The sequence below is a fragment of the Nonomuraea soli genome, from assembly GCF_013761175.1.
GTDB classification, from domain to species: Bacteria; Actinomycetota; Actinomycetes; order Streptosporangiales; family Streptosporangiaceae; genus Nonomuraea; species Nonomuraea soli.
Window position 1 is genome coordinate 775168 of sequence record NZ_JACDUR010000002.1, and the last position, 13701, is coordinate 788868.

The following is a 13701-nucleotide window of genomic DNA, read 5'->3' on the forward strand; positions in this document are numbered from 1 at the left end:
GACCGACACCACGGAGGTGGTCCGATGACGACCTTGACCGATGACGGCCTGCGAGTCCTCGACGACAGCCAGACCCGGTTGCTGCGCGCGATCGAAGGCGTCTTCCTGCGCTGGGCCGGCATGTGGAACGCCCCCGAGCACCGCTACCCGCCCCTGCTGCGGGCCCGCGACCTCGACACCTTCCACTACTTCGACGCCTTCCCGCAGGCCGGGCTGTCGGTCGCGCAGCTCGACCCGGAGCGGCTCGGACCCGTGCTGGCCGAGACCTCGCGGCCGGTGGACCGGCTGCCCGGCGACGTGATGGGACCCACCGGCTTCGCCCTGCCGATGGCGGCCTGCTACTGGGTCTACATCGACCTCGCGGGCGCGGTGCTGCCCGAGGAGGGGACCGTACGGACCACCGTGGCGAGCTGCTTCCGCAACGAGGCACAGTACGACGGCCTGCAGCGGGTGCTCGGCTTCACCATGCGCGAGTTCGTCTGCGTGGGCTCCGGCCAGGCGGCCAGGGAGCACTACCTGCGCGGCCGGGAGACCGTGCTGGCCTTCGGCGCCGAGCTGGGGCTGGACATGCGGCTCGAGGTGGCGGGCGACCCGTTCTTCGAGGCGTTCAAGAACGACGACGCCTCGCAGCGGGAGTTCCCCGTCAAGGAGGAGTTCGTCGTGAACGGCCTGGCGATCGGCTCGGCCAACTACCACCGCAAGTTCTTCACCGGCCGGCTGGACATCCAGGCGGGTGAGGCCACGGCGCACACCAGCTGCCTCGGCTTCGGGCTGGAGCGGTGGGTGCACACCCTGACGCAGGCCTTCGGCAGCGCGCGGGCCGCGCTGTCCGCAGTAGAGAACCTCGGCTGATGCGCCCCACGGTGGCAGCGGTCCTCGGCACCGAGGTGAGCCTGCTGCAGTCGGGGATGGGCGGCGTCTCGGGGACGGAGCTGGCGTGCGCGGTGTCCAACGCCGGCGGCGCCGGGTGCGCGGGCGGCTACAAGCTGGCCGGCGCGCCGCTGACGGCGATGCTCGACCGGCTGGCCGAGGGCACCGACCGGCCGGTCGGCCTCAACCTGGTCCCCGAGGTGGTCGGACCCGACGAGCTGGACCGGCAGGTGACCCAGATCCTCGCCGAGACCCCCGGCCATGTGTACCTGTCGTTGTTCGGCATGCCGGACGACTCGGTGCTCGAACGTGTCGCCGCGGCCGGCAGGAAGCTCGTCGTCCAGGTCGGCACGGTGGCCGACGGCGTGCACGCGGCGGGATACGGAGCCGTCGTGGTCGCCCAGGGCATCGAGGCGGGCGGCCACCTGCTCGGGCACGCGGGGCGCGACGAGCTGGTGGCCGGGCTGCGCGAGCGCCTGCCCGGCGCCTGCCTGGTCGCGGCGGGAGGGATCGGCTCGCCGCACGAGGCGCGCAGGGCCCTGGCCGCCGGAGCCGACGGCATCATGCTGGGCACCGCCTTCGTGGTCACCTACGAGTCGCGGGCGCACCCCTACTTCAAGCGGGCGGTGTGCGCGGCGGAGGCGGACGACACGGTCATCACCGACGTCTACGAGATCGGCTGGCCGGGGCGCAGGCACCGGGTGCTGGCCACCGACGTCACCCGCAACCCGCACCAGCCCAAGAACTTCATCGGCCGCACCGTGGTCGAGGGGCAGACGTTCCTGGTGCCGAGGTTCAGCGCCGCGGTGCCGACCGACACCACCACAGGAAAAATCGAGGAAATGGCGTTGTATTGCGGATTGTCGTGCGGCGCCATTCTCGGAGAACTCGCGGCGGCCGATGTCGTCGCCCAATTCGCGCGCATCCTTCCGGGCGCGGAAATCGTCGAATCAGGGAAAGGATAGGAAGCGATGTCGGGTTACGCGAATCTGGCGCGGCTGGATCTGGCCTACCGCGAGGACCGGCGCATTCGCGTCAGGGACGGCGTGGAGCTGTATTACGAGACCCGCGGCGAGGGCACCCCCATCACGCTGCTCAACGCCTTCTTCCTGCCCAGCCCGTCGTGGCGGGTGTTCACCGAGGAACTGGCCGGCAGCTACCGGGTCGTGGGCTACGACCTGTGCAACCACGGCAAGTCCTCGCACGTGGGCCCGGAGCCGACCTGGGAGGAGCACGCGGCCGACCTGATCGCGCTGCTCGACGGGCTGGAGATCGAGTCGACCCACCTGATCGCCGCCTCGACCTCCACGATCCTGGCCAGGGACGTCGCGCTGCGCCACCCCGACAGGGTCAGGGGAGTGGTGCTGGCCGGCCCGGTGTTCGGTCCCCGCGGCATGCGGCGCCAGCGCCAGGTCCAGCGCGCGTGGCTGCGCACGCTGGAGAGCCACGGCATCGCGGGCCTGTACGAGCACATGTACCCCGAGGTGTTCAGCGCGGAGATGAACGAGGCCATCGGCACGCCCGGCTTCCTCGGCTTCCGCGAGGCGTTCTCGGCCCTGTCGACCGTCGACGACCTGGTCAACGGCCTGAACCGGGCGATGGAGGACGTCGGCGACCCGGCCGTCCTGGCCGGCGTGGAGCGGCCGGCGCTGGTGGTCGTGGGCGACGACGACTTCCTGATGGGCCCGACGGCCGCCAGGGAGCTGGCCGCGCTGTTCCCCCACGGCCGAGCGGAGATCATGCCGAAGGCCGGTCACGTGCCCTTCGTCGACGACGCCGAGGGGTTCCAGGCGATCGTGCGCAAGTTCTTCGAGGAAGTGGACGCCCGTGCCTGACAGCGAAGCGGCCGTCCGCAAGCGTATCCGCGGGCTGCTCGCGCAGCTGTACGGCGGTGACAGCTTCGTCGAGACGGTGTCCGACGGCATCTCGCTGCGCCAGGCGGGAGTGTCGTCCCACGCGCTGGTCGCCCTGCTGGTGGCCATGGAGGACGAGTTCGGATTCGAGTGGGACGACGACGTGCGGCCGGAGGCGTTGCGCTCGATCGAGTCGCTGGCCGGTCACGTCCTGTCCCTTCAGGAGTGACGGCTCATGGCAGTCAGACCTGAGGTCCCCGACGGAGCCGCCGAGGGCACGCTGACCGTGTGGCGCCCGGTCCAGCCGCCCTACGGCCCGCCCGAGCAGTTCGACGCGGGCCGCAGGGCGGCCGGCGCCGCCCTGTTCGCGGCGGGGGCGGCCGAGCGCAAACGTTTCGTGCCCCGCGAGCCCGACGGCCGTCCTGGCTTCCCGCCCGGCTTCCCGGGCTCGATCGCCCACACCGACCGCCTGGCGATCGCCCTGGTGGTCCCGGGCGCCTCGTCGGTCGGCGTCGACATCGAGAGCGCGGTCATCACCGCGCGCATGGCCAGGTTCGTGCTGCGCGGCCTGGAGTCGCAGACGCTGCTCCCGCCGGTGGGCGACTACACCATGCGCGAGCTCTTCGCGGCCAAGGAGGCGGCGTTCAAGGCGCTGTACGCCAGCGGCGCGCTGGAGGAGTTCCCGTTCTGGTGGATCGAGCTGGCCGAGGCGGACGGCGTGCTCATCGCCTCCTACCGCGGCTCCCAGGTGCCGGTGTGGATCCGCTCCGAACCCGATCTCTCGCTCGCGGTGGCCATTCGCCGATGACGCGAAAAGGCGAATTCACTTTTCATTTCCATCAATGAATTTCGCATATGTACGCTAATAATCGATCTTGGTAGCGTGCTTTGTGGAGGAGCCGTGCAGGACTCTCCTGAAAATCTGATTGCGTCCATTCTTTTCGCACCCGAGGCGGTCGCGTGAAATCGTGTCGAACGGCTGTGTTGTGCGGGCTGGGCCGCGCCGTCCCGGAACGAGTCGTCGGCAACGACGAGCTGGAGCGGCGCCTGGAGACCACCGCCGAATGGATCGAACGGCGCACCGGCATCCGGCGGCGTCACCGGGTCGCCGCCGGGCAGTCCACCTCGGATCTCGCCGTCGCGGCCGCGACCCCGGCCCTGAGGTCGGCCGGTATCGATGGTGGCGGGGCCGACGCCGTCGTCCTGGCCACGACCACGCCCGACCGGCTCTGCCCCGCCACGGCCCCCGAGGTCGCGCGGAGGCTGGGCCTGGGCACGGTGCCGGCCTTCGACGTCTCGGCGGCGTGCGCCGGCTTCGTCTACGGCCTGGCCACCGCGACCGGCCTGATCGGCGCCGGGATCGCCGAGCGCGTCCTGCTGGTGGCCGCCGAGACCTACTCGGCCATCGTCGACCCCCGCGACCGCACCAACGCGGCGATCTTCGGCGACGGCGCGGGCGCGGTCGTGCTGCGCGCGGGCGAGCCCGGCGAACCGGGTGCCGTGGGGCCTTTCGACCTCGGCAGCGACGGAGCGGGCGGCGACCTCATCAAGGTCGAGGCCGGCGGCGCCAGGCAACGTTCGTCGGGACGGCCCGCCTCGCCCGGCGAGGAGTTCTTCACCATGGACGGCCGCTCCGTCTACCGCCAGGCGGTCGAGCGCATGTCGGCCTCCTCGCGCGGGGTGCTCGGCCGGGCCGGGCTGAGCTGCGCGGAGGTGGACCGGCTGGTCCCGCACCAGGCCAACCTGCGCATCATCGAGTCGGTCGCGGGCCATCTGGGCATTCCGGCGGACCGCTGCGTCAGCAACATCGCCGAGGTCGGCAACACCGCCGCGGCGTCCATCCCGATCGCGCTGGCCGACGCGGCCGTCGCCGGACAGCTCGAGCAGGGCCACCGGGTGCTGCTGACCGCGTTCGGCGGCGGGCTGGCCTGGGGTTCCTGCCTGCTCACCTGGCCCAAACTGGAGGTCTGTCATGACTGAGATCAAAGATCGTTTCATCGCCCTGATCGCGGTCATCGCCGAGACGCGTCCCGAGACCATCGCCGAGACCAGCACCTTCCGCGAGCTCGACCTCGACTCGCTCGCGCTGGTCGAGCTGTCGATGCAGGCCGAGGAGGCCTTCGCGGTCCCGATCGAGGAGGAGGCCTTCCAGGCCGACACCACGGTCGACGAGGCCCTGCGGCTCATCAACGGGCGCCTGGGGGTGGGATGATCGGCCCCCTGGTCCTGTCCGCTCCGGACCCCGCGGGCCTGGCCGCCCGCGCCGCCGACCTGCGCTCAGGACTCGACACGACACTGAACGACGCCCTTCCCGCGATCCGCGCCGTCCTGCGCACCGGCCTCGACATCAGAGGCGGCGCGGGCGCCGAACGCGCGGTGATCCTGGCGAGCGGCCCCGCCCGGCTCACCGGCCTGACCGCGCTCGCGGAAGGCAGGCCCGACCCCCTGGTGGTGCGCGGCCGCGCCGACGGCGAGCGGCGTCCCGTCCTGGTCTTCTCCGGGGCGGGCGCCCAGCGGCCCGGCATGTGCCGCGAACTGATGGAAGGCGACGCCGACTTCCGGGCGGCGGCGAGCGACGCCCTCGACCTGTTCGGCGGCGGTGTCGCCGACGCGCTCGCCGGCCGGCGCGGCGCCCCCGACATGCAGCGCCCGGAGATCCACCTGCCCGCCCTGTTCACCACGCAGGTCGGCCTGGCGGCGATGTGGGCGCGCTGCCTGGCGCCCCCCGCCGCCGTGATCGGGCACAGCATCGGCGAGATCGCCGCCGCGTACGTGGCGGGCGCGCTCACGCTGGAGGAGGCCGCCACGGTGACCCGCACGATGGGCGCGGCCGTCGGCGAGCTCACCGGCGGCTCAGCCATGCTCTCCGTGCTCGCGCCCGCGGAGAGGATCAACGGCCTGCTGGTGGAGGGCGTGGAGCTGGCGGCCGTGAACGGGCCGAGGGTCGTCATGGTGGCCGGTCCCGACGGCGAGGTGCGGGCCCTGGCCATGCTGCTGCGCCAGATGCGGATCGCCTGCAAGCTGATGCCCGGCGGGTACGGCGTGCACTGGAGCGGCGTCGAGCAGGTGCGCGAGCCCCTGATGGCGCTCCGCTTCCCCCGCAGGACACCCGAGACGCCGCTGTACTCCGCGGCGGAGGGCGGCTCCCTCGTCGCCGACGGCCTGTCCGACGGCCACTGGTTCCAGTGCCTGCGCGCCCCGGTGCAGTTCACCGCCGTCCTGCGCTCGGCCGCCTTCGCCCAGCCGGTCGCCTTCGTGGAGGTCAGCCCCTCCCCGGTGGTGGCCTACGGCATGCAGCAGGCCATCGCCGACGAGGTGCCCGTCGTCGGCGCGCCCGAGGACACCTCGTCCGGCTTCCTGAGAGGCCTGGCCGAGGCCCACGTCGCGGGCGTCGCGGTCGACTGGAAGTCCGCCCCCGCGGGCGGAGCCGACCTGCGCACCCCCTCGGGCGAGCTGTCGGGCGACCTGCTCGCGCTGGTGCTCGCCGAACTGGCCACGGTCACCGGGCGCCTCGGCGCCTTCCCCGACGACACCTTCCAGGCGTGCGGCCTGGACTCGGCCGGCGCGGTACGGCTGGCCAGCCGGCTCAGCGCCGCCACCGGCACGCGGCTGACCGCCGCTGCCCTGTTCGAGCACGCCACTCCGGCGGCGCTCGCCACCTACCTGCGCGAGCCGCAGGACCGCGCCGTCCCTGTGCCGGGACGGCGTGACGCCAGCGGCGAGGACGGCCTCGGCAACGAGTTCGAGCTGCTGCTCAAGGAAATCGGAACTGGGGTGGAGTGATGAGACGGAGCACGAGCCAGGTCACGCGCATCGCCGAGCTCGGCGAGCAGCGGCGCGCCGAGCTCGACCGCAAGCTCACCGCGTTCGCGGGAGCCGTACGCGGGGAGCCGATCGCGATCGTGGGTGCGGGCTGCCGCTTCCCCGGAGGGGTGAACTCGTTCGGGTCGCTGGCCAAGCTGCTGCTCGACGGCGTCGACGCGGTCACCGAGGTGCCCGCCACCCGCTGGGACGTCGGCCGCTACTACGACCCGGAGCCGCGCACGCCCGGCCGCACCCAGTCGCGCTGGGGCGGCTACCTGGAGGACCCGGCGGGATTCGACGCCGGCTACTTCGGGATCAACCCGTCCGAGGCCGAGGCCATGGACCCGCAGCACCGCGTCTTCCTCGAGGTCGCCTGGGAGGCGCTCGAACACGCCGGCATCAGGCCGCGCGGGCTGAGCGGCGGACGCACGGGCGTGTTCGCCGGCTTCTGCCACGCCGACTACCTGGTCAGGCTCGCCGACTCCGGCGACATCGGCTCCACCTACCTGGCCACCGGCATCACCCACAGCGTCGGCGCCGGCCGGGTCGCCTACCTGCTCGGCGTGCACGGGCCCGTCGTGGCCGTCGACACCGCCTGCTCCACCGGCCTGGTCACCGTGCACCAGGCCGCGCAGAGCCTGCGCACCCGCGAGTGCGACGTGGCCCTGGCCGGAGCGGCCGTCCTGCACATGGACCCGAAGACCGCCGTCTCCTTCTCCCAGTGGGGCATGTTGTCGCCCAGCGGGCGCTGCCGGGCCTTCGACGCCGACGCCGACGGCTTCGTCCGCAGCGAGGGCTGCGGCGTCGTCGTCCTCAAGCGCCTGGGAGACGCCCTCGACGCGGGCGACCGCATCCTCGGCGTGCTCCGCGCCACGGCCGTCAACCACGACGGCCGCTCCAACGGCCTGACCGCGCCCTCGCCCGTCGCCCAGCGCGACGTCATCGAGCAGGCGCTGACCGCCGCCTCCATCGACGTGGAGGACGTGCGGCTGATCGAGGCCCACGGTCCCGGCACGCCGATCGGCGACCCCATCGAGTTCTCCGCCCTGGCCGCCACCTACGCCACCGTGCCCGTGCCGCGCGCACTGGGCTCGATCAAGACCAACCTCGGCCACACCGAGTCGGCCTCCGGCGTCGCCGGCCTGCTCAAGGTCCTGGTCGCGATGCGCGCCCGCACCATCCCCGCCAACCTGCACTTCCGCCGCTGGAACCCCGAGATCGAGCCCGACGGCACGGGCCTGTTCATCCCCACCGCCGCCACCCCCTGGCCCGACGGGGCGGAAGGGCCGCTGCTGGGCTCCGTCTCCAGCTTCGGCCTGGGCGGCACCAACGCCCACGCCATCGTCGAGTCGGCGCCCGAGCGCGCCGTACGCCGCCCGCGCACCCGGCCACGGGGCATCTTCACCGTGTCCGGCAGCACCACCGCCGCCGCCGCCGAGACCGCCGGCCGGGTCGCCGACTGGATCGAGAACGGCGGCGGCACCACGCCGCTGGCCGATGTGGGCGCCACCCTGGCCGCCCTGCGCGACCACCGCAACGCCCGCCTGGCGGTCGTCGCCGGCACCAGGACCGAACTGGCCGAACGGCTGCGCGCCGCCGCGCGCGAGGAGATCGGCTCGGCCATCGGCACCGCGGCGGGCACCGCCACCCGCGCCAAGCCGATGGTCTGGGCGTTCTCCGGCCAGGGCGCGCAGTGGGCCAGGATGGGCGCGGCCCTGCTGACCGATCCCGCGTTCGCCGCCGTCGTCGACGAGCTCGAACCGCTGATCGCCGCCGAGTCGGGCTTCTCCGTGCGCGAGACCCTCCAGGCCGCGGAGGTCGTCACCGGGATCGACAGGGTGCAGCCCACCCTCCTGGTCATGCAGCTCGGACTGGCCGCGATGTGGCGCTCCTACGGAGCCACGCCCGCCGCCGTGATCGGTCAGTCGATGGGCGAGGTCGCCGCCGCCGTCGTCGCGGGCGCGCTGACACCCGCCGACGGCGTCAAGGTCATCTGCCGCCGCACCAGGCTCATGAGCAGGATCGCGGGAGCCGGCGCCATGGCCTCCGTCGAGCTGCCCCGCGCAGAGGCCGAGCGCGACCTGCCCGACGGCGTCACTGTCGCCGTCGTCTCCTCGCCGGGCACCACCGTGGTGGCCGGCGACACCGCCGAGATCGACAGGCTCGTCGACCTGTGGGAGGAGCGCGACGTGCCGGTCCGCCGCATCTCCGTCGACGTCGCCTCGCACTCGCCGCAGGTGGATCCCGTCCTGGACGAGCTGGCCGCGGACCTGGCCGACCTCGACCCCGGCAGGCCCCGGATCGCCTTCTACGGCACCGTGCTGGACGACCCGCGTGCCGTACCGGACTTCGACGCCGCCTACTGGGTGGCCAACCTGCGCAGGCCCGTCCAGCTGGCCGACGGGGTGGCGGCCGCCGCGGCCGACGGCTACCAGCTGTTCGTCGAGCTCTCCCCGCACCCGCTGATCACCAAGAACATCGAGGAGATCTGCGCCCACGCCGGACGCTCCGATGCCACGGCCCTGGGCGCGATGCGGCGCGGCGAGGACCCGCTGACGACCGTGCCCGCCCAGATCGCCGCCGCCCACTGCGCCGGAGCCGAACTGGACCTTACCGCCTGGCACCCCGAGGGCTCCCTGGCCGACGCGCCGCCGACCGCCTGGAACCACACCGGCTTCCTGGTGCCCGTGCCGCGCGGAGGCAGGCGCGCCGGAGGCGGGCACCCGCTGCTCGGCGCGCACGCCGACACCCCCGACGGGCACCGGTGGAGCGCCGACGTCGGCATCGAGTCCCTGCCGTGGCTGGGCGACCACCGCGTCAACGGCATCCCGCTCTTCCCGACGGCCGGATATGTCGAGATGGCCTTCACCGCGGGCAGCACGGCCTTCGCCGTACCCGCCGAGCGGATCGAGATCACCGACCTGCGCATCCCGCGCGCCCTGGAGCTCGACGCCCACACCAGGATCAGCACCAGCGTCTCCGCCGACGGCGGCTTCCGCGTCCGTGTCCTGGAGAGCGAGTGGGAGACCGTCGCCACCGCCCGGCTGCGCGTGCTCGACGAGACCCCGCAGACCGCCGATATGGCAGGCGCGGCGGCCGACGAGGTCGTACGGCTGCGCGCCTCCCACGCGGAGCCGCTCGACCCCGACGCCGTCTACGCGGGACTGCGGGCCAGGGGAGTGGAGCACGGGCCCGCCTTCAGCGGCCTGACCGGCCTGGCGCGAGACCTGGAGGGCGGCGTACTCGCCGAGGTGAGGGTCCCTCCTGTGGCCAGGTCGGTCGGGCACGACCTGCGGATCCATCCCGGGCTGTTCGACTCCTGCCTGCAGGCCTCGGCGGCGCCGCTCGTCACCGCGAACGGCAACGCGGCCGTGCTGCCCGTCGGCATCGACCGCATCCGCCTGCACGCCGCCCAGCCCTCCGAGGGCCTGTGCGCGGCCAGGCCGACGGGCTTCCGCCTGCTGTCGGCGGACGGCGCCGTCCTGCTCGAAGCAGAAGGACTCAGGCTCGCCGAGCCTGGCCCCGACGACTCGCGGCTGCTGGCCGTCACCTGGCAGGAGACGGCGCCGCTGCCCGAGCCGTCCGAGAGCGCGGGCACGGGCCGCTGGGCCGTCATGGCCGAGGACCCGGGCGACCCGCTCGCCGAGGCCCTGCGCAGCAGGCTCGAAGCCGCCGAGGACACGCCGGGCGGCGTCGTCTACCTGGCGGCGCCCGAGCGCGGCGACCAGGCCGAGCGCGGGCGCGTGCTGGTGGAGAAGGCGATCGAGGTGATCGCCCGCTTCTCCGACGACGCGCCCAGGGTCTGGTTCGTCACCCGCGACGCCCAGCCGGTCCTCGACGGCGACGGTCAGTCCGTCGCGCAGTCGGCGCTGCGCGCTCTCATCAGGTCGGCCGGGCACGAGCACCCCGAGATGCGCGTCTCCCACCTGGACGTGGACGCCGGAGCCGACGTCGCCGCCATCGTCAGGGAACTGGCCGCCGACACGCCGGAGGACGAGGTCGCCCTGCGCGGCGGGCGTCGCTTCGTCGCCCGGCTCACCCCCGCGCCGCTCCAGGCCGGCGAGCGCAGGCGCATCGCCGCCACCGAGGAGTACGTGCTGGCCTGCCGTACCCCCGGCGACCTGTCCAGCCTCGAGATCCGCGGCGCCTCGCGCCGCGAGCCCGGTCCCGGCGAGGTCGAGGTGCGCATGCGCGCGGCCAGCCTCAACTACGCCGACGTCCTCAACGCCATGGGGCTGTACAAGACGGTCGACGGGGTCCCCGTACCCCTCGGCTCCGACGGCGCGGGCGTCGTCGTCCGCGTCGGGCCGGGAGTCACCCGGGTGACTCCCGGCCGGCGGGTCGCCCTGCTCGCGCCGGGAACCCTCGGCTCGCACGTGACCGCGCCGGAAACGGCGCTCATGCCGGTGCCCGACGACTTCGACGACGTCACCGCCGCCGCGCTGCCGAGCGTCTACGCCACCGCCTGGTACGGACTGGTGCACTGCGCCAGGATCGCCTTCGGCGAGACCGTGCTCATCCACTCGGCCACCGGCGGCGTCGGCCAGGCCGCCATCCGCATCGCCCGAGCCTCCGGCGCCCGGATCATCGCCACCGCCGGCAGCGACCTCAAGCGCGCCTACCTGCGCGAGCAGGGCATCGAACACGTCCTGGACTCGCGGACCCTGGAGTTCGCCGGCCAGGTCGCCGAGATCACCGGCGGCGAGGGCGTCGACATCGTGCTCAACACCCTCACCGGAGCCGCCCAGCGCGCCGGGCTCGCCCTGCTCAAGGTCGGCGGCAGGTTCATCGAGCTGACCAAGCGCGACATCTACGCCGACAACAGCATCGAGCTGACCCCGTTCCGCCGCAACATCACCTTCGCCAGCGTCGACCTCGGACTGGTCGGGCAGCGGCGTCCCGCCGACCTCGGCCGTGTCCTGTCCGAGCTGGCCGAGCGGTTCGGCAGCGGGGAGCTGAGCGCCCTGCCGGTCACCGCGCGCCCGCTGGCGCAGGCGGCCGACGTCTTCCGCACCATGGCCGCCGCCGACCACCTCGGCAAGCTCGTCATCACGATGCCCGACGGCCCCGTCGAGGCCTGGCGCGCCGACAGCCCCGTGGCGCGGGACGCGTCGTACATCGTCACCGGCGGCCTGGGCGGCATCGGGCTCGAACTGCTCGGCTACCTCGCCGGCAACGGCGCCGGCCGGGTCGTGCTGAACGCCAGGTCCGCGCCGACGCCGCAGGCCGAGCAGGCCATCGCCGGCGCACGGGCCACAGGATGCGACGTCCAGGTCGTGCGCGGCGACCTCGCCGACCGGGCCGCCGAGCTGGTCGAGGCGGCCACCGCGGGCGGGCTGCGGCTCGGCGGCGTCGCCCACGCCGCGGCCGTCGTCGCCGACGCCACCCTCCTCAACGCCGGCATCCAGCTCATCGAACGGGTCTGGCGGCCCAAGGTCCAGGGCGGCTGGCGGCTGCACGAGGCCGTCGGCGACACACCGCTCGACTGGTGGCTGAACTTCTCCTCGGGCGCGGGCCTGCTCGGCATGCCGGGCCAGGGCGTGTACGGCGCCGCCAACGCCTGGCTCGACGGCTTCACCACCTGGCAGCGGGCCAGGGGAGTGCCCTCCGTCAGCATCGCCTGGGGCGCCTGGGCCGAGGTCGGCGCGGGCACCGGCATGGCCGCCCGCGGCTACACCATGATCGACCCCGCCGACGGCATCGCCGCGATCGACCGGCTCCTGCGCCACGACCGGGCCAGGGTGGCCTACCTGCCCTGCGAGCCCGAGGTGTGGCGCAAGGAGATCCCCGCCGTCGCGACCGCCCCCTTCTGGTCCGAGCTCGCCGGCGCCGACGAGGCCGGCGGCGAACTCGCCGCCCCGGTCGGCACCACGCCACCCGAGCTCGAACGGCACCTGCTCACCCTCCTCCAGGGCATCCTCAAGGGCGTCACGGTCGACCCGCACGTCAACCTGACCGACCTGGGCGTCGACTCGCTCATGAGCCTGGAGCTGCGCGGCAGGATCGAGCGCAGCCTGGGCGTCCGGGTGCCGGTCAAGGTGCTGCGCACCCACGAGACCGTGGCGCAGCTCGCGGTCTACCTCTCCGAGAGGCTGGCCTCCGCATGACCGTCGCCATCACCGGCGCCACCGGCTTCCTGGGACTCCACCTGGCGGCCGAGCTGGCCAAGACCGAGGAACGACTGATCGTCCTGGCCCGCCGTACACAGGAGCAGGCGGCCGAGGAGCTCGACAGGTTCAGCCCCGGCCTGTCGGAGCGGATCACCGTCATCCGCTCCGACGTCGCCCAGCCGCTCCTGGGCCTGGAGCAGACGGAGTTCCGCCGCCTGGCCGACGAGATCGACGAACTGTGGCACAGCGCGGGCGACACCTCGCTGGCCACCGACGCGCCCAAGGTCAGGCGGGTCAACGTGCGCGGCACCCGCCACGTGCTCGACCTGCTCACCGCCGGCGAACGGCGGCCCGCGCTGAGGCACATCAGCACGGTCGCCGTCGCCGGGCGCCGCGCCCACGGATGCGTGGGCGACGGCGACCTCGACGACTCCCACGGCTTCAACAACACCTACGAGCGGGCCAAGTACGACGCCGAGCTGCTGGTGCACGAGTGGGCCGCCGAGCACGGGCGCGAGGCGACGATCCTGCGCCCCAGCGGCCTGGCCACCGACCGCGCCGGCTACCCGGGGCGGCCACGCCACATCGTGGAGTCGGTGGCGGACGCGCTCGCGTTCGTCCTGGCCAACCACCCCGGCCTGCGCGAGGGGCTGCCCTTCCCCGCCTCGCCGCAGGCCATCACCAACATCATCCCGGTCGAGCACGCGGCGGCGCTGATGGTGGCCTACGTGCGCAGGCTCGGGTCGGCGGGGGTGCACAGCTGCAACATCGCCGCCGCCTCGCCCACGCCGTTCGGGGACTTCGTGGGGGTGCTGGGCGAGCACCTCGGGATCCCGGCATGGGTGGGGGAGGCGCGCACGCCGGAACAGGAGGCGGCGCACGCCGACTTCCCCGGCATCTTCGGGCACGGGAGGTTCACCAGGACCTACAGCCTGGCGTCGCTGGCGTCGGTGGGGCTGAGCGTGCCCGACGAGCCTCGGGCGGACGTGGACTACATGCGGGCCACCCTGGCGATCGGCTCCGCCGTCCGCTGACCTCCGCGAGGCGGCGAGGTACGGCGAAGC

10 protein-coding genes are annotated in these 13701 nt (G+C 73.6%); all 10 read left to right on the forward strand.

What is annotated here, in order from left to right; all coding sequences use genetic code 11:
* Positions 1–24 precede the first annotated feature (24 nt).
* The 10 genes from HNR30_RS10770 (at position 25) to HNR30_RS10815 (ending at position 13671) form a co-directional block, all read left to right on the forward strand.
* Positions 25–852, forward strand: coding sequence for a class-II aminoacyl-tRNA synthetase family protein (locus tag HNR30_RS10770; RefSeq protein ID WP_181609614.1), 828 nt, complete (start codon positions 25–27; stop codon positions 850–852).
* Positions 852–1835, forward strand: coding sequence for an NAD(P)H-dependent flavin oxidoreductase (locus HNR30_RS10775; protein WP_181609615.1), 984 nt, complete (start codon positions 852–854; stop codon positions 1833–1835). Before HNR30_RS10770 ends, HNR30_RS10775 begins: the two co-directional genes overlap by 1 nt.
* Positions 1836–1841: 6 nt before the next feature.
* Complete coding sequence (locus HNR30_RS10780; RefSeq protein WP_181609616.1) at positions 1842–2705, forward strand: alpha/beta fold hydrolase; 864 nt, start codon at positions 1842–1844, stop codon at positions 2703–2705.
* The gene (locus tag HNR30_RS49155) at positions 2698–2952 is read left to right on the forward strand and encodes an acyl carrier protein (RefSeq protein WP_181609617.1); all 255 of its coding nucleotides are present in this window, start codon (positions 2698–2700) and stop codon (positions 2950–2952) included. The genes HNR30_RS10780 and HNR30_RS49155 overlap by 8 nt, the downstream gene beginning before the upstream one ends.
* Positions 2953–2958: 6 nt before the next feature.
* A complete protein-coding gene (locus HNR30_RS10790) occupies positions 2959–3531 on the forward strand; it encodes a 4'-phosphopantetheinyl transferase superfamily protein (RefSeq protein ID WP_181609618.1) in 573 nt (190 codons plus the stop codon).
* Between the two features lie 152 nt (positions 3532–3683).
* Entirely contained in the window at positions 3684–4703 is a 1020-nt protein-coding gene (locus HNR30_RS10795) for a beta-ketoacyl-ACP synthase III (RefSeq protein ID WP_181609619.1), read from the forward strand.
* A complete protein-coding gene (locus tag HNR30_RS10800) occupies positions 4696–4935 on the forward strand; it encodes an acyl carrier protein (RefSeq protein ID WP_181609620.1) in 240 nt (79 codons plus the stop codon). The genes HNR30_RS10795 and HNR30_RS10800 overlap by 8 nt, the downstream gene beginning before the upstream one ends.
* A complete protein-coding gene (locus tag HNR30_RS10805) occupies positions 4932–6506 on the forward strand; it encodes an acyltransferase domain-containing protein (RefSeq protein WP_181609621.1) in 1575 nt (524 codons plus the stop codon). Before HNR30_RS10800 ends, HNR30_RS10805 begins: the two co-directional genes overlap by 4 nt.
* On the forward strand, positions 6506–12634 hold the full coding sequence (locus HNR30_RS10810) for a type I polyketide synthase (RefSeq protein ID WP_181609622.1): 6129 nt from the start codon (positions 6506–6508) through the stop codon (positions 12632–12634). The genes HNR30_RS10805 and HNR30_RS10810 overlap by 1 nt, the downstream gene beginning before the upstream one ends.
* On the forward strand, positions 12631–13671 hold the full coding sequence (locus HNR30_RS10815) for an SDR family oxidoreductase (protein ID WP_181609623.1): 1041 nt from the start codon (positions 12631–12633) through the stop codon (positions 13669–13671). The genes HNR30_RS10810 and HNR30_RS10815 overlap by 4 nt, the downstream gene beginning before the upstream one ends.
* Positions 13672–13701 lie beyond the last annotated feature (30 nt).